We start from the raw sequence: 23725 nt of genomic DNA on the forward strand, positions 1-23725 counted from the left end.
TTTATCATTCGAACAAAAAACAATCAGACGTTGATAAATTCAGCAGAGTTATCTTAACTGCAAAGAAAATAAGCCAGCATCCGCTGGCTTATGGAAAGTTAACCGTACGATTGGACTTTAAGCACTTTTTTTGGCAATTAAACGTTCCGGCAGAACAAAACTAAAGCGTGTTCCTTTACCCAGTTGACTGTCGATATTCAGACGGCTGTCATGATGATTAACCGCATGTTTCACGATCGCCAGCCCCAGTCCACTGCCGCCCGTTTGTCGCGAACGCGCTTTGTCCACGCGATAAAAACGTTCGGTTAACCGCGGAATATGCTCCGGCGCAATCCCCGGTCCGTTATCCTCCACACTGAACTCTGCGCCGTGTGGCACGCTATGCCAGCGCACAATGATATGCGTTCCCGCAGGCGTATGGTTTACCGCGTTATACACCAGGTTGGAAATAGCGCTGCGCAGTTGTTCTTCGTTACCCAGCACCTTCAAGTGGTTATCCACTTCAAAGCTGAACGTATGCTTTTGCTGGCTGAGCGTCTGCGCTTCACGCTCGACCATGCGGAGCATCATCGGCACATCGACCTGCTCGTTGAGCAGTTGCGTCGGCGCGGCTTCAATCCTCGACAGCGTCAGTAACTGCTTCACCAGCCCTTCCATGCGCGAGGTCTGTTCCCGCATCGTCAGCAGTGCTTTCTCACGCGTTGCGCCTTCCAGCGGCTGTTCGTGCATCATTTCGAGATAGCCCTGCAACACCGTCAGCGGTGTGCGCAGTTCGTGACTCACGTTGGCGAAGAAGTTGCGTCTCGCGCCTTCAAGCTGGTGCATCTGGGTCACATCACGCGCCACCATCAGCAACTGCTTGTCGGTATAGGGCATAACGCGGATTTCAAGATGTCGCCCGGTATTCAGCACCAGATTTAATGGGCGGCTAAAATCCCGTTGTTTGAGATACTGCGTAAACTCCGGGTAGCGCAACAAGTTTAGAATGTTTTGTCCGCTATCGTCCGGCCAGCGTAAGCCCAGCACCTGCTGCGCCAGACCGTTACACCAGAAGATCCCGCCCTCTTCCGTTGTTAGCACGACCGCATCGGGCAATGACTCAGCCCCGCTGCGAAAACGTTTAATCAGATTGCCCAGTTCGCGTCGACGCTTTTTATTGCGTAACTGCATCTGATGTAAACCGTACAACAGCGGTTCCCAACTGCCGCGTCCTGGCGGCGGCGTCATACTTCTGTCGACCCACAACCACCATGAGAGGCGTAATAAATTCCAGAAATGCCAGATGAGCAGTCCTGTTACCGATGCCAGCAAAAACCACGGCAGGTAACCAAAAAATGCACTAAGGATGAAGGCCGGGATACAGCAAAGTATCAGTTCCAGCACCAGCCTTTTCCATGACAGCCGTTCCAGCACGGGTCACTCTCCCTTCAGAGCCAGGCTCTGGGTCTTATCTTTCAAAAACGGGTCGAAAAACGATACCCTGTCCCGCGAACCGTCTGCACCATCCGATCGTGACCGCTGGTTTCCAGCGCCTTGCGCAGACGGCGAATATGCACATCCACCGTGCGATCCTCAACGTACACATTGGTGCCCCAGACGTGGTTCAGCAACTGTTCACGGCTATAGACGCGTTCCGGGTGTGTCATAAAGAAATGCAGGAGTTTGAATTCCGTCGGCCCCATATCGAGGGGATTTTCACCGGTCATCACCCGGTGCGATGTGGGATCGAGGCTCAGCCCCTGCATCTCGATGACCTCTTCCACCGCCATCGGCGAAATCCGGCGCATCACCGCTTTGATGCGGGCAACCAGCTCTTTCGGAGAAAAGGGTTTGGTTATGTAATCGTCCGCGCCGGTTTCCAGCCCCCGCACACGATCTTCCTCTTCTCCTCTGGCGGTCAACATCATCACCGGAATATCCCGGGTCAGCGCTTCACGCTTGAGGTGTTTAATAAACTGTAGACCAGAACCGCCGGGCAACATCCAGTCAAGCAGGATCAAATCCGGCCAGGGTTCATTTAGCTGGTTCACCGCACTGTCATAATCTTCGGCTTCCACAGGCTGAAAGCCATTTTGCTCAAGCACGAAACAGACCATTTCGCGAATTGGAGCTTCATCCTCTACGACCAGAATACGTCTCGCCATGATTTGCCCTGTCTCAAAGTTGCTTATCATCATCTGTCTTAATGCGGCGTCATTATGCGTCAGTTTTATGACAGATTTATGAAAATGATAGCCGACGTTAATGTTAGGTTGTTGATTTATGACACCCAGGAAATGCGATATTACCGCACACGACGGGTTATAATCCCCTTCATGCATTTTTTGCCATGGAACCGTTATGCGCATCCTTCACACCTCAGACTGGCATTTGGGTCAAAATTTTTACAGTAAAAGCCGCGCCGCTGAACATCAGGCCTTTCTCGACTGGCTGCTGGAGATAGCAATCGGGAAGCAGGTGGATGCGATTATCGTTGCGGGCGATATTTTTGATACCGGCTCTCCGCCGAGTTACGCCCGCGAGTTATATAACCGTTTTGTGGTCAATTTGCAGCAAACGGGCTGTCATCTGGTGGTGTTAGCCGGAAACCATGACTCCGTCGCTACGCTGAATGAATCCCGCGACATACTGGCTTTTCTCAATACGACGGTCATTGCCAGCGCGGGTCATGCGCCGCAGATCCTCAATCATCGCGACGGCACACCGGGGGCAGTTCTTTGCCCCGTTCCGTTTTTACGCCCGCGCGACATTATCACCAGCCAGGCGGGGCTTTCCGGTGTGGAAAAACAGCAGCATTTGTCAGGGGCGATAACCGACTATTACCAGCAGCAATACGACGCCGCCTGCGCGCTGCGCGGCGATCTCCCCCTGCCGGTGATCGCCACCGGGCACCTGACCACGGTTGGCGCCAGTAAAAGTGACGCGGTGCGTGACATTTATATTGGCACGCTGGACGCCTTCCCGGCGCAAAATTTTCCGCCAGCGGATTATATCGCACTGGGTCATATTCACCGGGCGCAACGGATTGGCGGTACGGAACATATCCGCTATTGCGGTTCCCCCATCGCGCTGAGTTTTGATGAATGTGGCAAAAGCAAATGCGTCCATCTGGTGGATTTCCGGGAGGGTAAATTACACCACGTCGAGGATCTCACCGTTCCGGTAACGCAACCGCTGGCGGTACTGAAAGGCGATCTCACCGCGATTACCGCTCAACTGGAGGCCTGGCGCGACAGCGCGCAGGAACCACCAGTCTGGCTGGATATAGAAATCACCACCGATGAATACCTGCATGATATGCAGCGTAAAATCCAGGCGCTCACCGAAACCCTGCCCGTTGAAGTCCTGCTGGTACGTCGTAGCCGGGAACAACGCGAGCGCATGTTAAGCAACGAACGCCGGGAAACGCTCAGCGAACTCAGCGTGGACGAGGTGTTTGAGCGTCGGCTCGCGCAGGAAGAACTTGCGCCGCCACAGCGCGAACGCCTGACGTCACTTTTTCACACCACATTACAGACATTGTCCGGGGAGCATGAGGCATGAAGATTCTCAGTCTGCGGCTGAAAAACCTCAACTCGCTGAAAGGGGAATGGAAAGTCGATTTTACGGCGGAGCCCTTCGCCAGTAACGGCCTTTTCGCCATAACGGGTCCAACGGGAGCGGGCAAAACCACCCTGCTCGACGCCATCTGTCTGGCGCTGTATCACGAGACGCCCCGCCTGAATACCGTGTCGCAATCGCAAAACGATCTGATGACCCGTGATACGGCGGAGTGCCTGGCGGAAGTGGAGTTTGAAGTCAAAGGTGAAGCCTATCGCGCGTTCTGGAGCCAGAACCGCGCGCGCAACCAGCCCGATGGCAATTTACAGGTGCCACGCGTAGAGCTGGCGCGCTGTGCAGACGGGAAAATCCTGGCTGATAAAGTCAAAGATAAGCTGGAAATAACCGCGGAACTGACCGGTCTGGATTACGGCCGTTTCACCCGTTCAATGCTGCTTTCGCAAGGACAGTTTGCCGCCTTCCTTAACGCCAAACCGAAAGAACGCGCTGAGCTTCTGGAGGAGTTGACCGGGACGGAAATCTACGGGCAAATCTCAGCAAGCGTCTTTGAACAACACAAACTTGCACGTACCGAACTGGAAAAATTGCAGGCGCAGGCGAGCGGCGTGGTGCTGTTGACGCCTGATGCGCTGCAAACGCTGACAGACAGTTTGCAGGCGCTCACTGATGAAGAGAAGCGGATTGCGGCTCAACAGCAGACGATCCAACACCATCTGAACTGGCTGACGCGGCAACATGACCTGCAAACGGAAGTCAGCCAGCGACAGCAGTCGCAACAGCTTGCGCTGCAAGCGCTGGAACACGCGCAGCCGGAGCTGGCAACCCTGAGTCTGGCGCAACCTGCACGCGCATTACGTCCGCTGTGGGAGCGTATTCAGGAGCAATCCGCCACCGTCACCCGTACACGCCAGCAGATTGAGGAAGTGAATACTCGCTTACAAAGCAGCTTCATCCTGCGAAGCCGTATTCGCCGCCAGGCAGAGCAGCAGTCAACAGCCCTGTTCGCCTCGCAACAAACATTAACGCAGTGGCTGAGCGAGCATGACCGCTTTCGCTTATGGAGCAACGAGCTGGGAGGATGGCGTGCATTGTTTGCCCAGCAGGTCAGTGACAAGGCGCAGCTCGCCAAATGGCAGCAGCAACGAGAAAACGATGTCCGTAAGCTGGAGGCGCTGCCGCCGGTAACGCTGACCCTGACGGCGGATGAGGTTGCTAACGCGCTGGCAAAGCACGAGCAACTGCGCCCTCTGCGTCAGCGTCTTCTCGCCCTTCATGGTCAGATAGCCCCCAGGCTGGCACGCCTGGGCCAGCTTCAGGCGGCGATTGCCCACAGCAAACAGGAACTGGCGCAGCGCAATAACCTGCTGGAGGCAAAACGCCAGCAGTATAAAGAAAAGAACCAACAGTATCTGGACGTGAAAGCGCTCTGCGAGATGGAAGCGCGGATAAAAGATCTGGAAAGCCAACGGGCGTTATTGCAGTCCGGTCAGCCTTGCCCGCTATGCGGTTCGACGACACATCCCGCGGTGGCGGCATATCAGGCGCTTGAACCCGGCGTTAATCAGGCGCGACGCGATGCGCTGGAAAAAGAGGTGAAAGCGCTGGCAGACGAAGGCGCTACCCTGCGCGGGCAATCTGAAGCGCTAAGCCAGCAGTTGCAGCGTGATGAGAACGAAGCGCTGGCGTTGTCTAAAGAGGAGCAAGCGCTCACTCAACAGTGGCAAAAAATAACGGGTGAACTGAACGTCACGCTCCAGCCGCAGGAGGATATCCAGCCCTGGCTGACGGCACAGGAAGAGCACGAAAAAACCCTCTACCAGCTTAGTCAACGCCATGATTTACAGACACAAATTGCAGCACATGAGCAGCAGGTAGATCAATTACGCCAGCACATCAGCCAGCGCCAGGCGTCGCTGTCGGCACACTTGCTTCATTACGCGTTATCACTGCCGGAAGACGGTGCGGAAGAGGACTGGCTCAGCGCGCGGGCGGCGGAGGCGCACACCTGGCAGCAACAGCAAACGGAACTGACGGCGTTACAGGCACGCATCGCGCAGCTTGCCCCGCTTCTGGAGACGTTGCCCGTAACCGACGCCGTCCCCGAAGACGAAATGAACGTATCGCTGGAAAACTGGCGACAGGTGCATGACGAGTGCCTTTCTTTGCACAGTCAGTTGCAGACGTTGCAACAACAAGAAAAACAGGAATCCCGGCGCGCGGCAGACGCTCAGGCGCAGTTCACCGCCGCCCTTGATTCCAGCGTGTTTGCCGATCAGACGGCGTTTCTCGCCGCATTACGCGATGACGACGCGATTGCCCGTCTCGAACAACTTAAACAATCGCTGGAAAACCAGCTTCAGCAGGCGCAAACGCTCGCCGCGCAATCAGCCCAGTCTCTGCTCACCCACCAGCAACAACAACCCGACGGGCTGGACGTCACACAGACGGTCGAACACATTCAACACGCCGTGGCACAGCTCAACGGACAGTTGCGCGACATTGCCACTCGCCAGGGCGAGATCCGCCAACAGCTTAAACAGGATGCCGACCACCGCCAGCAGCAGCAGACATTGATGCTGGAAATCGACCGCGCCATGCAGCAGGTCGAAGACTGGGGTTATCTGAATGCCCTGATCGGCTCTAAAGAGGGCGATAAGTTCCGCAAATTCGCCCAGGGACTGACGTTGGATAATCTGGTCTGGCTGGCGAACAACCAGCTCACCCGTCTGCATGGTCGCTATTTATTGCAACGTAAAGCCAGCGAAGCGCTGGAGCTGGAAGTGGTCGACACCTGGCAGGCCGATGCCGTACGCGATACCCGTACCCTTTCCGGTGGTGAGAGCTTCCTGGTCAGCCTTGCGCTGGCGCTGGCGCTCTCTGATCTGGTCAGCCACAAAACGCGCATTGACTCGTTATTCCTCGACGAAGGTTTCGGCACGCTCGACAGTGAAACGCTGGATACCGCCCTTGATGCGCTGGACGCCCTTAATGCCAGCGGGAAAACCATTGGCGTGATAAGCCATGTTGAAGCGATGAAAGAACGGATCCCGGTGCAGATCAAAGTGAAGAAAATTAACGGGCTGGGTTACAGCAAACTCGACAGGATGTTCGCCGTGGAGTAACGCGTCGTGGGCGAAATTTCGCATGCCGCATAATCATCAACCGTAACCGCAAACTAAAACAGCCCTGTCGGAGACAGGGCGAAGAGATTACGCCTGCGGCCACAGCCACGCGGCACCCCGGACGCCGCTGGAATCACCATGCAGCGCTTTTCGTACCGGCGTCTCGCATTCACCGCCAAAGACAAACTGTTTAATCAGCGGCGGCACGGTTTTGTACAAGCGGTCAATGTTGCTCATCCCACCGCCTAATACGATCACATCCGGGTCAAGAATATTCACGACATGCGCCAGCGATTTTGCCAGCCGCAGCTCGTAGCGACTGAGCGCCAGTTCGGCGATGGCGTCTCCTTCTTCAACCAGACGGATAATTTCATTACCTTTAAGCGGGTTGCCACTCAGACGCTGGTAATCCGTGGCGAAGCCAGTGCCGGAAATAAAAGTCTCAATGCATCCCTGTTTTCCGCAGTAGCACGGCACTTCTGCACGGTAGCGAAGCTCATCGTCATCCATCCACGGCAACGGATTATGTCCCCATTCGCCCGCCGTCCCGTTCCCGCCAATGTGCGCTCGTCCGTTGAGCGCAACGCCCGCGCCACAGCCGGTTCCGATAATCACGGCAAAAACCGTCTGCGCACCGGCGGCAGCGCCATCAACCGCTTCAGAAACCGCCAGACAGTTAGCGTCATTCGCCATGCGAACCTCGCGTTGCAGACGTATGCTCAGGTCTTTATCAAACGGCTGACCGTTTAACCACGTTGAGTTGGCATTTTTCACCACGCCGGTGTAGGGCGAAATGGAACCGGGGATCCCTATCCCCACCGATCCGGTTTGTCCGGTAGACTTTTCCGCCATTTCCACCAGCGTGGCGATGGTCTCAATTGTTTGTTGATAGTCATTTCTCGGCGTCGGCAGGCGATGGCGAAACCGTTGTTCCCCTGCTTCGCTAAGCGCAATGACTTCCGTTTTCGTGCCGCCTAAATCAATTCCTATACGCACACAACTTTCCTCATTTTTTAGGGAATATCAACAGAGTAGAGCGAGGCCCCGGGAATGGCAATGCAAGGCCGCTGACAATTCGTTACTATACGCGCTGGATTTAACGACAAGGCCGTGGAAATTATCATGCTGTGGTTCAAAAATTTAATGGTTTACCGTCTTAGCCGCGATATTTCATTGCGTGCTGAGGAGATGGAAAAACAGCTGGCGTCGATGACGTTTACCCCTTGCGGTAGCCAGGATATGGCAAAAATGGGCTGGGTGCCGCCGATGGGATCGCACAGCGATGCATTGACGCATACCCACAACGGCCAGATTATTATTTGCGCGCGCAAAGAAGAGAAGATCCTGCCTTCTCCGGTGATCAAACAGGCGCTGGAAGCAAAAATCGCCAAACTGGAAGCAGAGCAGGCGCGCAAACTGAAGAAAACAGAAAAAGACTCGCTGAAAGATGAGGTGCTGCACTCGCTGCTGCCACGCGCCTTCAGCCGCTTTAGCCAGACCATGATGTGGATCGACACCGTCAACGGGTTGATCATGGTGGACTGCGCAAGCGCGAAAAAAGCGGAAGATACGCTGGCGCTGCTGCGAAAATGTCTCGGTTCTCTGCCGGTCGTACCGCTGGCGCTGGAAAACCCGATTGAGTTGACGCTCACGGAATGGGTGCGTTCCGGTACGGTTGCCCAGGGCTTCCAGCTTCTGGACGAAGCAGAACTGAAAGCGATGCTCGAAGACGGTGGCGTGATCCGCGCGAAAAAACAGGATCTGGTCAGCGACGAAATCGCGGTTCACATTGAAGCGGGTAAAGTGGTGACTAAGCTCGCGCTCGACTGGCAACAGCGCATTCAGTTTATGATCTGCGATGACGGTTCGATCAAACGCCTTAAATTCAGCGATGAATTGCGCGATCAAAACCAGGATATCGATCGGGACGATTTCGCCCAGCGTTTCGACGCGGACTTTATCCTGATGACCGGAGAGCTGGCAGCGTTGATTCAGAATCTGGTGGAAGGTTTGGGCGGCGAAGCCCAGCGCTAAACGACGATTCCCTCTCCTCGCGGAGAGGGAAAATCATTACAGATAGCGGCAGAGATAAGAGGTCGGCTCAGCGACCTGTAAATGAAACTCGCTATGACCCGGAACGTTAAACACCTCTCCCGCACCATACTCTTTCCATTCGGTCGCCCCCGGCAATAACACATTCAGTGCGCCGCTCACTACCGTCATTTCTTCAGGCTCTGCGGTGCCGAAGGTATATTCCCCTTCAAGCATCACGCCCACACTGGCACGGCCAGTACTGCTGCTGGTAAAACCAATGGATTTCACTTTGCCGGAAAAGTATTCGTTACTTTGAAGCATAAACGGGCCCTGTCTCATGGTTAAATTGGTAACCAATATAGGGGGCAGTCCTTGAGCCTGTCACGAGAAATTAAATCAGTAGTTCCGAAGCTAACCGCGCAATCAGAACATTTGAGAGCAGAACCGGAACATCCAGCGTTTTTTGCAGCAAATCGCGGTGACGTTGATTAAATCCAAGACAATCCAGCATGATGACATCCGCACCTTGCTCAAGCAGATCCTTGCCTGCGTCAATCAATTGCTGGGAGGTGCCATGTATCGGGTTTGCCAGTGAATAGACGGGTGACTGCTGCAATACCTGCCATTTTTCCTCCTGCGCGGCCATCAGCTCTTCCACCGGCACAATAACCCCTACCTGATGTCCATCGACAATCGAAGCCACCAGCGGCGGAATGATGCGCAACGGTTCCAGCAGGATACTGTTGCGCGCCGTCATGCTCTTAATGGATGACGTACTCATCAGCAAAATAACGTCATAGCCCTGGTTATCCAGCACTTCAATGACGCTTTGCAGATCGCGCTCGACTTTTTGACGCGAGACGTGCGCCAGTTGATGATCGTTCAGGAGGGTAAGCAGCGGTTCGTCACCGGAATCGATTGCGTACTCCGCCAGAACATCGTCACGCGGCATGTCTCCCAGCAGACTGTGATGGGAAATATGCTGCTCGTGTATGTACTCAGTCAGAAGCGGTAAGACTTCTTTCATGGGGACAACACCGATCGTAAGAATTGCCAACGACGCACTCATTTTTTCACCTTCTTTTTTACTTCGTCGTTTATTCCCGGGCAAATGCTATCTACCACTACCGAGACTTGCCTTTTTCAAATGCCAAAAAGCGTAGCAGGAGATAAGCATATCGCTGTGTAAAGAATCCAAATCATTCCAGTAATAGCTTGTTATTGCTTAATCTTCTTTTTTCTGTACAACGAATCATCTTTGAAAAATGTGACGCAGGCAGTAATTTAGCGACAACTCAGATTCCCTTCTGAGTTAACAGGCCGTCAGCTTTTATCCGGATCTTCGTAACGCATTTTCGCATCCATTGCCTCCTGCGCGTCAGGATGCTCACTGATTAAGGAATTGGGTTTTGGATGATCGGCGCGAAGCTGATACCAGGTCACTGTCTGACCTGGCGTACCTTTTTCGATGGTGACAATATACGCTTCGCGTGGGTAAGGCGGTCTGGTTGGCATAGTTCTTCCTTTTTGGCGAATGAACGTTAAGTATAGACACCGCCTTGTTTACGCAGCGCAGTCTGCGCCAGTATGCAACGGATTTCAGAAATCACCTGGCTGGGTTTGTTCGCTGCATCAATGATGAAATGTGCCGTTTCGCGGTACAGAATATCCCGCTGCTCAAGTACCTCCTGCACCTCTTCACTCAGGGGTTTGCCGGTCAGGGTCGGACGGAGTTCCTCTTCAGGCGATGCCTCAAGCCGGTTAACCAGCGTCGATACCGGCGCGCACAGATAAATAACAATGCCGTTGTCGCGCATAAAATGGCGATTGTACTCCGTGAGGATGATTCCACCTCCGGTGGCGATCACCGTTGAAGGGGCTGTAACTGCCTCCAGTGCCGCGGTTTCTCTGGCCCGAAATCCCGGCCAGCCTTCACGCTCAACAATCTCCGCGACGGTCATTTGAACCTGCAATTGCAGCCATTGATCGGTATCGACAAACCGGCACTCAATGGCCGTTGCCAATGCCATGCCAACCGTTGTCTTACCACAGCCGCGTGGACCAACAAGATAAAGCGGTTGCGTCATAGTGGGCGTTCCCCAGAAAGCCGCAAAGCTGCGGGATCAGATGTCAGAAGAATATTAATCATACCACCAAACTAGTACAACACTAAGTGTAAAGATTTAATTCCATTTAAAGCTTAACTATCGATTAAGCCTTACTATATCAGTAAATGGTCACAATAGAAGTGTAAAATATAAATTACAGTGAGTTTTAGCCGCGCTGTGCTTCTCGCCACCACTTTTCCAGTTCTGCCGCAAAATGTTGACGGTCACGTGCTGAGAGGCTATCCGGTCCCCCTGTCTGAATGCCGCTGGCGCGCAGAGTATCCATAAAATCACGCATTGTCAGACGTTCACGGATCGTCGATTCGGTATAACGTTCGCCACGGGGATTGAGCGCCGACGCGCCTTTTTCCAGCACCTCAGAAGCCAGCGGAATATCGGCAGTGATAACCAGATCGCCCGCCGCGCACTGACGTACAATTTCGTTGTCTGCTACGTCGAATCCGGCTGGAACGCGTAGCGTACGGATATAGGGCGACGGCGGCACGCGCAGGTTCTGGTTTGCCACCAGAATCAGCGGGACCTGCATACGCCCGGCAGCGCGGTAAAGGATCTCTTTAATCACGTTCGGACACGCATCCGCATCCACCCAAATGGTCATACTCTCTCCTGACTTTTGTGCAATCCGCTATTGTCTCGTGCTTTTGCCTTACGGCAAAGTGCTCTTTATTCTTCATGCCTCATTCAATCCGCGCTAAGCTAGGCTTTATCAATCAAAACAACAAATATCACGCATAGGGAGTGACGAAATGGAGAAGAAAATCGGTTTTATCGGCTGCGGTAATATGGGTAAAGCAATCCTCGGCGGCCTGATTGCCAGCGGTCAGGTTCTTCCCGGCCAAATCTGGGTCTATACCCCCTCCCCTGATAAGGTTGCTGCGCTGCACGATAAGTATGGTATCAACGCCGCACAGTCCGCTCAGGAAGTCGCGCAGGTGGCGGATATTGTTTTTGGCGCGGTGAAACCGGGCATCATGATTAAAGTCCTCAGTGAAATTACCTCCAGTCTGAACAAAGACTCGCTGGTGGTTTCCATCGCCGCGGGCGTCACCCTTGATCAGCTCGCCCGAGCGCTGGGACACGACCGCAAAATCGTTCGCGCAATGCCAAATACCCCGTCACTGGTCAACGCCGGAATGACCTCGGTCACCCCTAATGCGCTGGTTACCCCCGAGGACACCGCTGACGTTCTGAATATCTTCCGCTGCTTTGGCGAAGCCGAAGTGATTGCCGAAGCGATGATCCACCCGGTTGTCGGGGTAAGCGGTTCCGCCCCGGCGTATGTGTTTATGTTTATCGAAGCCATGGCGGATGCTGCCGTGCTCGGCGGAATGCCGCGCGCCCAGGCCTACAAGTTTGCTGCTCAGGCGGTCATGGGCTCGGCGAAAATGGTACTGGAAACGGGTGAGCATCCCGGAGCACTAAAAGATATGGTCTGTTCACCAGGCGGTACAACCATTGAAGCGGTACGCGTACTGGAAGAGCGAGGATTCCGGGCGTCGGTAATTGAAGCGATGGCGAAGTGTATGGAGAAGTCAGAGAAACTAAGCAAATCCTGAGTGACTCACCGGACGTCAGGCCGCGACTTCAGTGCGGTTGCGTCCGGCGTTCTTTGCTTTATACAGCGCCAGATCGGCTGACTTCAGCCATTCGCGGTAGTGGGAAAACTGCGGGGTTAACGGCGCAACGCCAACACTAATGTGCAGGATGACCTGCGGTGCACAGACCAGACGTAAAACGCGCAGTCCTTCATGAACCCGAGACATCGCCGCAATGGCGCTCTCGGCTGCCGTGCCGCACATGATCACGGCAAATTCATCCCCCCCAAATCGGCCAATAACATCGCTGCCACGCAGGGTCATTCTCAGTTGCCGGGTTAGCGCCAGAATCGCTTCATCCCCCACGTCGTGACCCCAGGTGTCGTTAATACTCTTGAAGTGATCGATATCGATGATAAGCAGCGTGGCAGCGCGATGATACCGACGACAATGCTCAAACTCTTTGCGCAGTAATATTTCCCAATGCCGTCGGTTATAGACCCCCGTCATGCCATCGCATGTGCTCATCACCTGCAACCGCCGTTTATGCTCCGCCAGTTTCGTCGCGGTCTGATAACTTACCCAGGAAAATAACAGCGGGTAAATGACGATCATCGGTAGCGTCAGCCAGACTTCCAACGGCGCACTTGTCAGGGTAAGTGAGACGCCCGTCAGTTGCAGCGTCACCAGACAAGAAACCACCATAAGGGACGTGCCGACCACACACAGCCGGATACCGCCAGCCCCCATCAGATTCATACCGATAATCATTAGTAGCGCGATAGAGGGCAGCACGTTTGCCCCCATCAGGGCAACCCACATCCCGGCGAAGATGGCGTCTACTTTTAAATGGGTGAATTCCCGATTCAGCGGATCAACGGCTCTGCTGGCAATTTGCCAGGCCAGATGCGGCCAGACGAATGCCCATCCCAACAGTAGCAACCACCAGCCACCGCCGACAGGACTGCCGACGAGCGCGGCGGCAACCGGGAAGAACATACCTCCCAGCGCTACCGAACGGGGCACTCTGATGCGCCGGGCAAACCGCAATCCGGATCGTTGGTTGTCATTTTCCCGTGATGGAGGAGGCTCTTCCTCCTGGGCGACCGCGTTTTTGTAAAAGTTTTCGTCATTCATACTTTTTTGGGAACATTCTGAAACAATTTTCCCAAATTATAGAGAGAGGGCTGGCGGGGAAAGTATGAAATTTCGGGTGAGCGATTTTCTGCGCTCACCCGTTAGCACTATGTAGAGTTGGCTCTGCGCGTCTGTCCTACGCGGCTTTCTTTAAACAACCACTCATAAACTTACTGCGATCGTCACCTTTCAGCGATTGCTCCGTCGCCTGGACGTTGCATTCGCGCATTTTCTGCTGCTGCGGCGTCAGACTTTTTTCACCCGGAGCCGATTTGCTGTTTTTAAGGCAATCACTCATGTACGTCTTACGGGCATCCCCTTTCAGCGCTTTGGCCGTCGCCTGTTGATTACAGGTCGTCATTCGTTGCTGTTGGGGAGTTAATGTTTTCTCGGCAGCGCCGACGGCCGTTAAAAAAAGTAAGCCAAACACCAGGGTTATCAGGAATGTAATTTTCATAGCACCATCCTTTTATGAGTAGCAATCTCAATGCCCCCAGTATTCAAATGGGGGGTAACATTAAGCTAAGTCTGGCTGCTTACGATAAAAAAACCACCCGACAGCAAAAGTATTCCTGCCGGGGGTTGGATTATTTCAGGCCTAACGCCGCTTTCATGGTGTAAAACAGATCGGTTTGATCGGTCAGTCCCACGACGTTTGCCGCGTGTGGACCATAGGCTGCGATGCGCAACTGGCTACCGGTGTGCTCCTGAGATTCCTCTTCGGAGTTACCGTAACTGATTACCATGACCGCACCATCTTTGGTGTTCAGGGCCTGGGTCAGTCCTGGCGCTTTTGTGTCCGGCGCGACGATCTGGCTGGCATGAGCGTGATCGGCTGTAACAATCACCAGCGTGTTGCCGTCTTTCTTCGCGAAGGCCAGCGCGCGCTGCACCGCCTCATCCAGATCCACCGTCTCGCCAATCTGTCCGCACGGGTTCGCAGCGTGATCCTGCTTATCGATAGAGGCCCCCTCTACCTGCAGGAAGAATCCCTTCTCATTTTTACTGAGCAACTCGATGGCCTTGTCGGTCATTTGCGCCAACGTCGGAACGGTGCTGTCGCGATTTGGATTCGGCGTACACGTCACGGCAGGCTTATCAATATTGCCGTGGTAAGAGGCTTTTGGACCTTCCCAGCGTACGGGCATGTTGCCGTCGGAGAAAAGTCCCAGCAAGGGTTTGTCCTGATTGGCTTCAGTAATCGCAGCAAGCGAAGCCGCATCGCCTACCATCTGATAGCCACGGGCCAGTGCCTGTTCGCGCAGGGTTTTGCCCTGCCACTCACCCGCCGTCGCGGTTTCTGCAAACGTTTTCGCCCCGCCACCCAGCGTCACATCCGCGCGGGCATTCAGCAGTTGTTCCGTGATTGAGCCTTTCCCGCCTTTTTCCAGGGCGTTTGTCGGGCATTTTTCACTCGTCACACCCGGACCATAACATTTTCGGGAAGTGACGTGCGCCACCAGCGCGGCCGGGGTAGCATCCTGCAACTCGGCAGTTGAGACGTTCCCTGTCGCCAGTCCCGCCGCCTTCGCCATTTCAAGCAGCGTAGTGTGATCTTTTTCGTGGATATCGACGCCCAGCGCGCCGTTATAGGTCTTCACGCCGGTCGCCCATGCCGTGGCCGACGCAGCAGAATCTGTCACGTAATCCGGTTTACCGGTTTTTTTGTTCAGCGCATAGTGGGTGTATTGCCCGGTGAGGGGTAATGCATCAATGCCTTTAAAAAAACCGCCAGCACCTTGCGCATAATTACGCGCGGCGGTAATTTCTGAATCTCCCATACCATCGCCAATGAGCAGAATGATATTTTTCGCTGGTTTATTGTTCAGCGATTCACGCAATGCCTGCGTCTGATCGCCCGTTAATCGGCGCGCACCTCCTGGGGAGGTAATATCACCTTGTGCCGCGCGATTTTCCAGAACCGGGAATGATGTGGTTTCAGCATGAGTGAAAGGGACAAAAAACAGAGGTAGTAATGCAAGTGCAATAGCGCTTTGTTTCACTTTATTTTCTCCATGTATTCAATACATTTAAAATAAAAACAAAGCGACTATAAGTCTCTGACGTGACAAGTTTATGACAGTCCGCAATCTAAATATGACTAGTAACGAGGATGCTTTAATAACTTTTGTACATACTGGCGCAGCAGTTCCGTATCGTTATCAGGAACGCTGGCATCGGGCTTTACACCTTCAAGCGCCCCTTCAACCTGATTAATCAGCAACTGCTGCTCATTCTGAGCCATATTGCGCAGCATCGCTGTAACGATAATCTCTAATGCTTCTACCTGAGCAACCAGTTCTTTCGACTCTTCCTCTTTCTGGGCAAGCTTAAGCAACAACTCAGCTATTAGATTTTTCATGACCGCATTTCCTTATTTAAAGAAGATCGACGGTATCACTATGAATCCATGCTGCCTAGAGTCTGGAAGTAGTATTTTTATGATAAAAGAAAGACTTTGCGTAAATAATCACAAAACATCGTGAGCGAAACGTTTCTCGCATAAAACGAAGCGCGAAATACAAAAGCGCAGAAATAAAATAATCACCCCTGTTCATAATAAAAAGTTATGATAAAAAATAGCGCGTTTCACTTAAGTCACTTTTTGCTTACCCGAACATATACGCAGAGTAGCTGGACAGGAAAAACAGACGTTAACTAAAAAAGGTTAACCATCACAATAATAACAGTGGCAACCAGGCTTCTCCTTAAAAGGGGAAGAACCGTCGACATAAAAGCGTCATAGTTCATTGTTGTTGTGAAGTGCATCATATTATATTTCCGCTGCCGGCCCTGGCTTATGCTTAGCGACACTGCCCATAACCACGCATGCCCAGGTGGAAATGATTCGCATGGGCGGCGTTATACTCTGGCCCAAGCCCGTTGCCATAGTACTGGCAGCTAACGCTGAGCAGCGCGCTTAGCCACGGCGCGCTTTTGTCCTCTTTCCAGCCGCGCAAAACCGTAATATTACGCCCATCGGCAAGACGAAATCCGCTGATATCCAGCGCCTGGGCGCTGGCGTGCTCACTTCGGCGGGCATGGGGAAGATGGTAAATATTACGACAGGCGAAACTGCCCAGGTGATCAATGCGGATTAAACGGCTTGCCATAAATTGCTCGGTTAATGGGCGAGCCTGCTGTTTGACAAACAAAGCGGAACTGAGGGCTAACGGGCAACTGGCAAGGAAACTGCTGCTCAGCTTCACGCTCCCGAAATCCCGCACACGCACGACACCCGTTAAAGGGCATTCCCCCGCGCTGTCGGCCACAGGCTGTGACGAAATCAGCTTCTGTTGATTTGCCTGGGCCAGCAGTGTCTGACAGCGTTCCGGCGTCAGCCGCTGGAGCTTGAAATGGGTGAGTCTGTTCGGTGGATCAGAAAGCTCAAGTGGGGTGAATGGATTGTAGTAAGACGGCAGATAACGGTAGCCCACACCACACGCTACGCCCAGAATCAGAATCGTCAGCCAGCCTTTTCCTGTCACATCCCCTCCGTGTATTTCTCGCTAACATTATGGCAGAAGCCCGCGAATCCCTCGTTTTGTCGTGGTAATGTATACGCTTTGCGTTCGATGGAATGGGTTAAAGATGGCAAAGTTGCGGGTAGGAATCGTATTTGGTGGAAAATCAGCGGAACATGAAGTGTCATTGCAATCGGCAAAAAATATTGTCGATGCCATCGACAAGACCCGCTTTGACGTTGTGTTGTTAGGCATTGATAAACAAGGGCAGTGGCACGTCAGCGATGGCGAAAATTACCTGCTCAATGCGCACGATCCTGCGCATATTGCGCTGCGTCCTTCCGCGACCAGCCTCGCACAGGTTCCCGGAAGACATGAACATCAGCTTATTGATGCTCAGAACGGCCAGCCGCTGCCGACTGTAGATGTGATTTTCCCTATCGTTCACGGCACGCTGGGCGAAGATGGATCGTTGCAGGGAATGCTGCGTGTCGCCAATCTGCCGTTCGTCGGTTCCGATGTACTGGGTTCTGCGGCGTGCATGGATAAAGATGTGACCAAGCGCCTGCTACGTGATGCCGGACTGAACATTGCCCCGTTTGTAACGCTCACCCGGGCAAACCGCAAAACCGTAAGCTTTGCGGAGGTGAACGCGCAGCTCGGTCTGCCGCTGTTTGTAAAACCAGCCAATCAGGGATCGTCGGTCGGTGTCAGTAAGGTCACCAGCGAAGCGCAATACGAAGAGGCTGTCGCACTGGCCTTCGAATTCGATCATAAAGTCGTGGTGGAGCAAGGGATCAAAGGCCGCGAGATCGAGTGTGCAGTGCTGGGGAACGATCATCCCGAGGCCAGCACCTGCGGCGAGATCGTCCTCAACAGTGACTTTTACGCCTACGACACCAAATATATTGATGACAATGGCGCGAAAGTGGTGGTCCCGGCGGCAATCGATGCGCAAACCAATGACAAGATTCGCGAAATTGCCATTAAGGCGTACCAGACGCTGGGCTGCGCCGGCATGGCGCGCGTCGATGTTTTCTTAACCGCTGACAATGACGTGGTGATCAATGAGATCAATACGTTACCAGGCTTTACCAACATCAGCATGTACCCAAAACTCTGGCAAGCCAGTGGGTTAGGCTACACCGATTTGATCACCCGTTTGATTGAACTGGCGCTGGAAAGACATGCGGCGGATAACGCGCTGAAAACAACGATGTAATCAATCCCCTGTAAGCCTGACGCTTCTCTCGCGGTCAGGCTTACGCGGGTTCATCATCCACGCGACGACGAATAATCAGTCCTGCCAGCCAGAAACTCACAACCCAGGTCACCAGCCCCACGGCATAGGTTTGCCAGCCTTTGGCCTCAAAGCCTAACAACCCGACAACCCCGTTCAGAATGAAAATCAGGCCAATAGCAAAGGCATAGTAGTGCCAGTCACGGCGGATTTTTACAGGCAGGTTCATGACAACTCCCAGGAGAAAAAATGCATCGTCGCATAATACGGGAAACCGGTCTGTGCCGTATGCGCAATTTCTTAAATGTTGCAAAATTTAATTTAAGGTGATCAATTTGTGACATTCGGCATAAATCCGCAATCCAGGATTCATCCCAGGCTGAAATTACCATCATTCTGATATTGACAAACGCAATGACCTGTCAGACTCACAGTAAGTAACTGGCATGGTGTCAGAGAAGCTGAATTACCCGCGGAGGTCATTTATGGCTGATTTCACTCTCTCAAAATCCCTGTTTAACGGGAAACACCGAGAAACCGCCTCGACGCCTGGCAACATCGCTTACGCCGTGTTTGTGCTGTTCTGTTTTTGGGCTGGCGCGCAAATTCTGAACCTGTTGGTTCATGCGCCTGGCGTCTATGAACATCTGATGCAGGTACAGGAAACGGGACGCCCTCGCGTGGAGATTGGTCTGGGTGTTGGAACCATCTTTGGTCTGGTGCCGTTTCTGGTTGGCAGTGTGATTTTCGGCGTGATTGCCGCGATCCTGCGATGGCGCTACCGCCGCCAATAATCCCAGGTTGCCAGTGAAGCCCAGCGCCTCCGGCAACAGATTACTGCGCCATACACTTCGCCCGACGATCGTCTACACGTTTTGCAAACCAGGCCGTGGTAAGATTGCGGGTGATTTTCGGGCTTTCCAGTTGAATGCCCGGCAGCATTTCACGCGGTAACGTCTTCCCGGTCTTCGTTTCTGCCAGCGCAAACACTTTTTCATAAAGCGTCGTCTTTTCAAAATCAAGGCTGTCGCCTTTCTCCAGTTGACGCCGTATAGCGCTCTCGCTGAGATCCAGTTTGCTCGCCAGTTTACGTACCGCCAGCTCTGTGTTACCCGCCTCTTTGCTGCCGTAAGCAATCAAATCACCATCCAGCGCCAGCTTCACGCCACTCGCTTTACTGACGGCATTCTGAAACGCGGCATTACGGCTGGCATACCATCCGGCGTTAAAGTCGGCAAAACGAAAAATTGGCGCGCTGTAGTTGGCCGGATAGTTAAGCAGATGGTACGTCCCGAACCACAGCCCTCCCCGGCGACTGAACACTTCCTGGCGCACCGTGCCGTCCATTTTCCACGGATACCCTTTGGCGTGCTGCTCAGCAAACGCAATGCTGACCTGCATTGGACCCCCGGTATGCACCGGGTTCAGTGAGCCAAACAGCGTCTGTCCCATCGGCACCATGTTGATAAAATCATCGAAAATTGCGCTCAGTTGTTTTTCCGTTTTCACAGCGTCCAGACGTTCGCTGTAACTCTTCCCGTTGGGGGAAGTGATTTTCAGCGCGGTATGCACCAGGAAAACCGGGATATGCATACGTTCAGCGCGGCGGTCAATTTCCTGCCAGGCGATTTTATTCAACCCGGGTACGGCGGGATCGGCCTGATAGTTAGACTCCTGTTGCGCAACCGCCAGCACCGAACAGACATTTTCCACGGTGGGCGCCAGCTTCTGGCTTTCAAAGGTTTTGGCGATATCACGCGCCCAGTCGTCCCGGTCTTTCACGCTGGCAGGCATTTTCTGCCGTACCACGCTCGCAACATCAATCGGTTTCTCGCCTTTTTTCAGAGGCTGCGAAGGCTGACTGCTACAGCCGGCAAGCACCAGTCCAGCCAGCAATGACCAAGGGTAAAGACGAGATACCGCCGACATAACGTTTCCTTTTGTTAACCCAATGTGTTGGTGACGGCCTGAATGTCCCGATCGTCCAGCTCGCGTTCAAAGCTGCGCAGACGTTTATAAATGGACATCAGTTCCACCAGCGTCGTCCAGGAGTTTATCAGGTACTGAAACGCACCACGTACCTGGCTAAAGACATTGGTGATTTGCGTCATCAGCCCCAGGGTGATCGTACCGGCAACAATCGACGGAAACAGCAGGAACAAGCCGAAAACGTTGTCCACCTGCAAATAGAGGATCCGCGCGATATTAAAATACATGTAGTGAAAATAGAGACGGAAATAGTTCTGGCGAACCGCACTGAACAACTCACGCACCGTCGGCGGCGTGGCGCGGTTGGCATCATCTTCCCCGTAAACCAGCTCTTTACGATAAGCGGCCTCTACGCGCTGATTTTTAAACTCCAGCCCAGGAAGTTTGATCCCGACCACCGCCAGTAATCCGGTTCCCATCAATGACCAGACGATCGCCGCAATTACCAGCCCGTAAGGGACGTGGCCGACTATTGGCAATTCAGGCACGTGCGGAGAAAGCGCAATCAGGACGGGCAGAAAAGCGATCAACGTCATGATGGCATTGATAAAACTCACCCCCATGCTTTCCAGCGTGGAAGCAAAACGCATCGTATCTTCCTGCACACGCTGTGCGGCCCCTTCTATATGGCGCAAATGCTGCCACTGCGCCATGTAATATTCGTTCATCGCGGTACGCCAGCGGAACACATAGTGGCTGACAAAAAAGTTATTCAGCACACTGATCACCACGGCAATGAGCGCGATGCCGAGGAAAACCCCGAGTTCGTTATAAAACTGGCTCATGGTGACTTTATGCGGCGAACTCAGCGCGGTCTGGATCAGATCGTAAAAAGGCGCATACCAGGCGTTGACGGCCACCCCGACTTCAACCAGAAACCAGGTGACGAAGATAATCAGCGATGTGCCAAGTATTGACCAGTATTGCCAGCGATGGGGACTATAGACAAACCAGAACAGGGCAAACGCCCCAACGCAAAGCACGTAGTAGGCATAAAAAATCAGGTAATCCAGAGACCAGAAACGTGCGGCGCTAATGGGAATATTTCCCGTCGCGCCCGTCAGATGCGCAACCCAGTCCCCACCACCGGCTTGCCAGAAAATGACGGCAACAAGCGCCCAAATAAAGGCCGAGAGAAAAAAAGGTCCCGGCTTTGGGAAAAAAGACTTAAACATGATGCTCTCCTGCTAACTTCTTATCGTTATGACAACTGCTGTGCTTTTGCCGCTGTGCGGCCAAAATTAAAATGTCACAACAGGCGAAACCGCCCATTGTGACAAACAGGGCTGCGCTTAGTTCGCTTTCCATTCCCTGAGAATTGTTTCGATGGGTTTCACGAGGACGGGGTTATCCGGCACGATAAGATCCCGCCAGACATCATTGTAGTGCACGAGATACCTGGCGTGGCAAACAGACCATTTTGCATATCGATAACCATCACAACCCGTTTTTCAGACATCGTCATCCCCCGTTAAGCGTGGTAATGACAGATTATTACACGCTCAGGATCACAAAAGCGGACTTTCTTTCACGCCCAAAATATCGCCTTTACTCGTCGTTACGCTTTTAAGACTATCTGTGCTGTAATTAGCGCTTTGAAATAAGCCACGCCGTAGTATAAATACGCATAGTTTTTTACTCTTATTGATGGACACACCCCGTTGAAACGTAGTCTGCTTTTTTCTGCCGCGCTGTGTGCGGCGTCATTGACCTCAGTCCAGGCGGCTCAGCCAATCGCCGCACCGGTTTTCGCGTCGGATATCGTCGAACGCTATGCCGATCATATTTTCTATGGCAGCGGTGCGACCGGGATGGCGCTTGTCGTCATTGACGGCAACCAGCGCGTGTTTCGCAGTTTCGGTGAAACCCGACCGGGCAATAACGTTCGTCCGCAACTGGATTCTGTGGTTCGCATTGCGTCACTCACGAAGCTGATGACCAGTGAGATGCTGGTGAAACTGCTCGATCAGGGCACCGTTAAACTGAACGATCCGTTGAGTAAATATGCGCCGCCTGGCGCACACGTACCGTCCTATCAGGGGCAACCCATCACGCTGGTCAATCTGGCAACGCATACCAGCGCGCTACCGCGTGAACAACCTGGCGGCGCGGCAAAGCGACCGGTGTTTGTCTGGCCAACGCGTGAACAGCGTTGGCGCTACCTCTCCACGGCGACGTTGAAAGCGGCCCCGGGTTCGCAGGCGTCATACTCCAACCTGGCGTTCGACTTGCTGGCGGATGCCCTGGCTAACGCCTCCGGTAAGCCTTACACCCAACTTTTTGAAGAGAAGATCACGCGTCCGCTGGGGATGAAGGATACGACTTATACCCCTTCGCCCGATCAGTGTAAGCGTCTGATGGTGGCCGAAAAAGGGGCAAGTCCGTGCAATAATACGCTGGCGGCCATTGGCAGTGGCGGTGTTTATTCAACGCCTGGAGACATGATGCGCTGGATGCAGCAATACCTCTCTTCTGACTTCTATCAGCGCAGTAACCAGGCCGACAGGATGCAAACGCTGATTTATCAGCGCACACAGCTAACACGGGTGACGGGCATGGATGTTCCGGGTAAAGCCGATGCGCTGGGCTTAGGCTGGGTCTATATGGCGCCGAAGAATGGACGCCCGGGAATTATTCAAAAAACCGGTGGCGGCGGTGGTTTTATTACCTATATGGCAATGATTCCGCAGAAAAATGTCGGTGCATTTGTCGTCGTGACCCGTTCACCACTAACGCGTTTTACCAGCATGAGCGACGGTATTAACGATCTGGTGGTTGAACTGAGTGAAAACAAACCGCAGGTCGTTCCCGCGTCCTGATCAATATTCAGAAGGCAAACGGTTGATACTCATCAGTTTGCCTTTGCTCATTTCGATATAGCCACCTTTACGTAATGCCGCAAGCACTTCAGCCACTACGGAACGGGAAATACGCGTTCGTTGGTGAATATAATTCATTACCCCAACGCGAGAACGTAACCCCTCTTCCCATTCATTCATAGAAATCAGCGTTGAACGGATCTGTTCGTAAGAGTTATTACCAATGAGCTGCTGATCGCGTTGTTCCAGAATACGATTGAGCCATGTTAACCAATAAAAAGCTTCGCGCCACAATTGACACTCCTCGATCGCAGAGATGGCCTGTGAGGAGGGGAGATAATATCCCGAACATCTCCCTTCGCTCATCAGATCATACTGAACATCTTTTTTCATTACGCTATTGGTTAACCCCATGATGAATGGAGCCTTCGCAATACCTACAAGAACCTGTTCTGTTCTTCTTAACGAGATGATGCCATCAAGGATGACGAACGTCGTGTCGGAGTTTATATTACTGGAATAAATGATTTCTTTTTCATTGATAAAGTCGAAGCGTGTGCCATATTGAGACAGGCATTTATCAAGCTGACAAAATTCTTTCAACGGTTTAGACAGAGATAACATGAGTGTATTCCTTACATTAATGCCCGTCAGATCCTTGACGGGCATTTTTTAGATTAACTACGCGTTATAGC

At 53.1% G+C, this 23725-nt stretch carries 24 protein-coding genes; 7 read left to right on the plus strand and 17 right to left on the minus strand.

The genetic code is table 11. The features are described 5' to 3' along the window. Window positions 1-117: 117 nt before the first annotated feature. Together phoR and phoB are read right to left on the minus strand one after the other, a co-directional pair. Window positions 118-1413: a phosphate regulon sensor histidine kinase PhoR gene (phoR, locus tag WB371_RS15985; RefSeq protein WP_336221027.1), complete on the minus strand. Its 1296-nt coding sequence runs from the start codon at window positions 1411-1413 to the stop codon at window positions 118-120. A gap of 41 nt (window positions 1414-1454) precedes the next feature. Further along, window positions 1455-2144 carry a phosphate response regulator transcription factor PhoB gene (phoB, locus tag WB371_RS15990; protein WP_103776655.1) on the minus strand — a complete coding sequence of 230 codons (690 nt, stop codon included), beginning with the start codon at window positions 2142-2144 and terminating at the stop codon, window positions 1455-1457. A 196-nt stretch (window positions 2145-2340) separates the two neighbouring features. Between phoB and sbcD the strand changes: the two genes are divergently transcribed. Together sbcD and sbcC are read left to right on the plus strand one after the other, a co-directional pair. Then, the gene (gene sbcD / locus WB371_RS15995; protein WP_336221029.1) at window positions 2341-3543 is read left to right on the plus strand and encodes an exonuclease subunit SbcD; all 1203 of its coding nucleotides are present in this window, start codon (window positions 2341-2343) and stop codon (window positions 3541-3543) included. Further along, window positions 3540-6683 (plus strand): exonuclease subunit SbcC, encoded by a 3144-nt coding sequence (gene sbcC / locus WB371_RS16000; RefSeq protein ID WP_336221030.1) that lies wholly within the window; start codon window positions 3540-3542, stop codon window positions 6681-6683. Before sbcD ends, sbcC begins: the two co-directional genes overlap by 4 nt. Before the next feature lie 87 nt (window positions 6684-6770). Here the strand turns inward: sbcC and mak are convergent, their stop codons facing one another. After that, on the minus strand, window positions 6771-7679 hold the full coding sequence (mak, locus tag WB371_RS16005; protein ID WP_336221031.1) for a fructokinase: 909 nt from the start codon (window positions 7677-7679) through the stop codon (window positions 6771-6773). A 126-nt stretch (window positions 7680-7805) separates the two neighbouring features. On the opposite strand from mak, the gene rdgC reads away from it, so the two are divergent. Beyond that, entirely contained in the window at window positions 7806-8717 is a 912-nt protein-coding gene (gene rdgC, locus WB371_RS16010) for a recombination-associated protein RdgC (RefSeq protein ID WP_336221032.1), read from the plus strand. 36 nt (window positions 8718-8753) lie between these two features. Here the strand turns inward: rdgC and ppnP are convergent, their stop codons facing one another. The 5 genes from ppnP to WB371_RS16035 all read right to left on the minus strand — a co-directional run bounded on the left by ppnP (window position 8754) and on the right by WB371_RS16035 (window position 11444). Next, complete coding sequence (gene ppnP, locus WB371_RS16015; protein ID WP_336221033.1) at window positions 8754-9038, minus strand: pyrimidine/purine nucleoside phosphorylase; 285 nt, start codon at window positions 9036-9038, stop codon at window positions 8754-8756. Window positions 9039-9108: 70 nt separating this feature from the next. Further along, complete coding sequence (locus WB371_RS16020) at window positions 9109-9786, minus strand: AroM family protein (protein ID WP_336221034.1); 678 nt, start codon at window positions 9784-9786, stop codon at window positions 9109-9111. 254 nt (window positions 9787-10040) lie between these two features. Then, entirely contained in the window at window positions 10041-10232 is a 192-nt protein-coding gene (yaiA, locus tag WB371_RS16025; RefSeq protein WP_336221035.1) for a protein YaiA, read from the minus strand. 26 nt (window positions 10233-10258) lie between these two features. Next, complete coding sequence (gene aroL, locus WB371_RS16030) at window positions 10259-10804, minus strand: shikimate kinase AroL (RefSeq protein ID WP_336221036.1); 546 nt, start codon at window positions 10802-10804, stop codon at window positions 10259-10261. A 187-nt stretch (window positions 10805-10991) separates the two neighbouring features. After that, a complete protein-coding gene (locus tag WB371_RS16035; protein ID WP_336221037.1) occupies window positions 10992-11444 on the minus strand; it encodes a YaiI/YqxD family protein in 453 nt (150 codons plus the stop codon). Window positions 11445-11592: 148 nt separating this feature from the next. Between WB371_RS16035 and proC the strand changes: the two genes are divergently transcribed. Beyond that, window positions 11593-12402 (plus strand): pyrroline-5-carboxylate reductase, encoded by an 810-nt coding sequence (gene proC / locus WB371_RS16040; RefSeq protein WP_336221038.1) that lies wholly within the window; start codon window positions 11593-11595, stop codon window positions 12400-12402. Window positions 12403-12417: 15 nt separating this feature from the next. On the opposite strand, the gene adrA is transcribed toward proC, so the two are convergent. The 5 genes from adrA to WB371_RS16065 form a co-directional block, all read right to left on the minus strand. Next, window positions 12418-13518 carry a diguanylate cyclase AdrA gene (gene adrA / locus WB371_RS16045; protein WP_336221039.1) on the minus strand — a complete coding sequence of 367 codons (1101 nt, stop codon included), beginning with the start codon at window positions 13516-13518 and terminating at the stop codon, window positions 12418-12420. Window positions 13519-13654: 136 nt separating this feature from the next. Further along, the gene (psiF, locus tag WB371_RS16050) at window positions 13655-13975 is read right to left on the minus strand and encodes a phosphate starvation-inducible protein PsiF (protein ID WP_336221040.1); all 321 of its coding nucleotides are present in this window, start codon (window positions 13973-13975) and stop codon (window positions 13655-13657) included. A 130-nt stretch (window positions 13976-14105) separates the two neighbouring features. Continuing rightward, window positions 14106-15521 (minus strand): alkaline phosphatase, encoded by a 1416-nt coding sequence (gene phoA, locus WB371_RS16055; RefSeq protein ID WP_336221041.1) that lies wholly within the window; start codon window positions 15519-15521, stop codon window positions 14106-14108. A gap of 98 nt (window positions 15522-15619) precedes the next feature. After that, window positions 15620-15880 carry an anti-adapter protein IraP gene (gene iraP, locus WB371_RS16060; RefSeq protein WP_336221042.1) on the minus strand — a complete coding sequence of 87 codons (261 nt, stop codon included), beginning with the start codon at window positions 15878-15880 and terminating at the stop codon, window positions 15620-15622. Between the two features lie 442 nt (window positions 15881-16322). Then, complete coding sequence (locus WB371_RS16065; RefSeq protein WP_336221043.1) at window positions 16323-17006, minus strand: extensin family protein; 684 nt, start codon at window positions 17004-17006, stop codon at window positions 16323-16325. A 103-nt stretch (window positions 17007-17109) separates the two neighbouring features. Between WB371_RS16065 and ddlA the strand changes: the two genes are divergently transcribed. Continuing rightward, entirely contained in the window at window positions 17110-18204 is a 1095-nt protein-coding gene (gene ddlA / locus WB371_RS16070; RefSeq protein WP_336221044.1) for a D-alanine--D-alanine ligase, read from the plus strand. Between the two features lie 40 nt (window positions 18205-18244). Here the strand turns inward: ddlA and WB371_RS16075 are convergent, their stop codons facing one another. After that, window positions 18245-18451 (minus strand): DUF2754 family protein, encoded by a 207-nt coding sequence (locus WB371_RS16075; protein WP_336221045.1) that lies wholly within the window; start codon window positions 18449-18451, stop codon window positions 18245-18247. 256 nt (window positions 18452-18707) lie between these two features. Here WB371_RS16075 and WB371_RS16080 point away from each other — a divergent pair, with 256 nt between their 5' ends. After that, on the plus strand, window positions 18708-19016 hold the full coding sequence (locus tag WB371_RS16080) for a YaiY family protein (protein WP_336221046.1): 309 nt from the start codon (window positions 18708-18710) through the stop codon (window positions 19014-19016). A gap of 40 nt (window positions 19017-19056) precedes the next feature. On the opposite strand, the gene WB371_RS16085 is transcribed toward WB371_RS16080, so the two are convergent. Both WB371_RS16085 and sbmA read right to left on the minus strand, forming a co-directional pair. Then, complete coding sequence (locus WB371_RS16085; protein WP_336221047.1) at window positions 19057-20151, minus strand: DUF1615 domain-containing protein; 1095 nt, start codon at window positions 20149-20151, stop codon at window positions 19057-19059. A gap of 14 nt (window positions 20152-20165) precedes the next feature. Next, on the minus strand, window positions 20166-21386 hold the full coding sequence (gene sbmA / locus WB371_RS16090; protein WP_336221048.1) for a peptide antibiotic transporter SbmA: 1221 nt from the start codon (window positions 21384-21386) through the stop codon (window positions 20166-20168). A 486-nt stretch (window positions 21387-21872) separates the two neighbouring features. Here sbmA and ampH point away from each other — a divergent pair, with 486 nt between their 5' ends. Continuing rightward, window positions 21873-23030 carry a D-alanyl-D-alanine-carboxypeptidase/endopeptidase AmpH gene (gene ampH, locus WB371_RS16100; RefSeq protein ID WP_336221049.1) on the plus strand — a complete coding sequence of 386 codons (1158 nt, stop codon included), beginning with the start codon at window positions 21873-21875 and terminating at the stop codon, window positions 23028-23030. Here the strand turns inward: ampH and iprA are convergent, their stop codons facing one another. After that, entirely contained in the window at window positions 23031-23654 is a 624-nt protein-coding gene (gene iprA, locus WB371_RS16105; protein ID WP_336221050.1) for a hydrogen peroxide resistance inhibitor IprA, read from the minus strand. Between the last annotated feature and the right edge of the window lie 71 nt (window positions 23655-23725).

It is taken from the genome of Citrobacter amalonaticus (assembly GCF_037053465.1).
GTDB lineage: Bacteria > Pseudomonadota > Gammaproteobacteria > Enterobacterales > Enterobacteriaceae > Citrobacter_A > Citrobacter_A amalonaticus_H.

What these genes read in the sequence shown, in the direction of transcription:
- proC (WP_336221038.1), top strand. Translation starts at nt 11,593, where the DNA reads ATGGAGAAGAAAATCGGTTTTATCGGCTGCGGTAATATGGGTAAAGCA.
- yaiA (WP_336221035.1), bottom strand. Translation starts at nt 10,232, where the DNA reads ATGCCAACCAGACCGCCTTACCCACGCGAAGCGTATATTGTCACCATC.
- WB371_RS16035 (WP_336221037.1), bottom strand. Translation starts at nt 11,444, where the DNA reads ATGACCATTTGGGTGGATGCGGATGCGTGTCCGAACGTGATTAAAGAG.
- ppnP (WP_336221033.1), bottom strand. Translation starts at nt 9,038, where the DNA reads ATGCTTCAAAGTAACGAATACTTTTCCGGCAAAGTGAAATCCATTGGT.
- phoB (WP_103776655.1), bottom strand. Translation starts at nt 2,144, where the DNA reads ATGGCGAGACGTATTCTGGTCGTAGAGGATGAAGCTCCAATTCGCGAA.
- WB371_RS16020 (WP_336221034.1), bottom strand. Translation starts at nt 9,786, where the DNA reads ATGAGTGCGTCGTTGGCAATTCTTACGATCGGTGTTGTCCCCATGAAA.
- WB371_RS16080 (WP_336221046.1), top strand. Translation starts at nt 18,708, where the DNA reads ATGGCTGATTTCACTCTCTCAAAATCCCTGTTTAACGGGAAACACCGA.
- rdgC (WP_336221032.1), top strand. Translation starts at nt 7,806, where the DNA reads ATGCTGTGGTTCAAAAATTTAATGGTTTACCGTCTTAGCCGCGATATT.
- sbcD (WP_336221029.1), top strand. Translation starts at nt 2,341, where the DNA reads ATGCGCATCCTTCACACCTCAGACTGGCATTTGGGTCAAAATTTTTAC.
- aroL (WP_336221036.1), bottom strand. Translation starts at nt 10,804, where the DNA reads ATGACGCAACCGCTTTATCTTGTTGGTCCACGCGGCTGTGGTAAGACA.
- psiF (WP_336221040.1), bottom strand. Translation starts at nt 13,975, where the DNA reads ATGAAAATTACATTCCTGATAACCCTGGTGTTTGGCTTACTTTTTTTA.
- WB371_RS16085 (WP_336221047.1), bottom strand. Translation starts at nt 20,151, where the DNA reads ATGTCGGCGGTATCTCGTCTTTACCCTTGGTCATTGCTGGCTGGACTG.
- sbcC (WP_336221030.1), top strand. Translation starts at nt 3,540, where the DNA reads ATGAAGATTCTCAGTCTGCGGCTGAAAAACCTCAACTCGCTGAAAGGG.
- adrA (WP_336221039.1), bottom strand. Translation starts at nt 13,518, where the DNA reads ATGAATGACGAAAACTTTTACAAAAACGCGGTCGCCCAGGAGGAAGAG.
- ddlA (WP_336221044.1), top strand. Translation starts at nt 17,110, where the DNA reads ATGGCAAAGTTGCGGGTAGGAATCGTATTTGGTGGAAAATCAGCGGAA.
- iraP (WP_336221042.1), bottom strand. Translation starts at nt 15,880, where the DNA reads ATGAAAAATCTAATAGCTGAGTTGTTGCTTAAGCTTGCCCAGAAAGAG.
- sbmA (WP_336221048.1), bottom strand. Translation starts at nt 21,386, where the DNA reads ATGTTTAAGTCTTTTTTCCCAAAGCCGGGACCTTTTTTTCTCTCGGCC.
- iprA (WP_336221050.1), bottom strand. Translation starts at nt 23,654, where the DNA reads ATGTTATCTCTGTCTAAACCGTTGAAAGAATTTTGTCAGCTTGATAAA.
- WB371_RS16075 (WP_336221045.1), bottom strand. Translation starts at nt 18,451, where the DNA reads ATGAACCTGCCTGTAAAAATCCGCCGTGACTGGCACTACTATGCCTTT.